This window comes from Bradyrhizobium sp. Crot121 (assembly GCF_059512385.1).
This window is the reverse complement of the sequence record NZ_JCAMOR010000406.1, coordinates 1-425: the sequence shown is the minus strand read 5'-3', so window position 1 is coordinate 425 and position 425 is coordinate 1. Positions and strand designations below refer to the sequence as shown.

The following is a 425-nucleotide window of genomic DNA, read 5'->3' as shown; positions in this document are numbered from 1 at the left end:
CCGCGTCGGAATCCATCCCTTATAAAGCTCCACGAACGACGTGGGACCGAGCGGTGCCAGAGCGCTCCAAACATCGTTGAAATGAGAGGTTAAGTCGCCCTCCTTCCAGTAGGACTGGTCAATGGATTCAGGTTGAGAAAGTCCCTGAAAAGAATCGAAGAGAAGCAGCTTCTTGTTTAGGGCTGCCTGTTGGATGTGGCGTGCAAGAAAGTAGGCCGAGGCTCCCTTATAGGTACCACACTCAGCAACGTCTCCAGCAATCGAGTAGACAAGCCGAAACAGCTCATTGAGATTGAATTTGCGTTCGGCGGTTACGTCATTCTCCGGCGAAAGACGGGCGAATTCCCGCGAGAACTCATCATTGTGGTCAATCATTCGACCATGATCAGGCAACAACATGTTTCCCCAGATCCGACGAAAAGCGC

1 protein-coding gene is annotated in these 425 nt (G+C 51.8%); it reads right to left on the bottom strand.

Going from position 1 to position 425, the window contains the following annotated elements; all coding sequences use genetic code 11:
• A partial coding sequence (locus tag AC5ZGW_RS47210; RefSeq protein WP_496114281.1) for a TylF/MycF/NovP-related O-methyltransferase occupies positions 1-399 on the bottom strand: 399 nt, incomplete at its 3' end.
• Between the last annotated feature and the right edge of the window lie 26 nt (positions 400-425).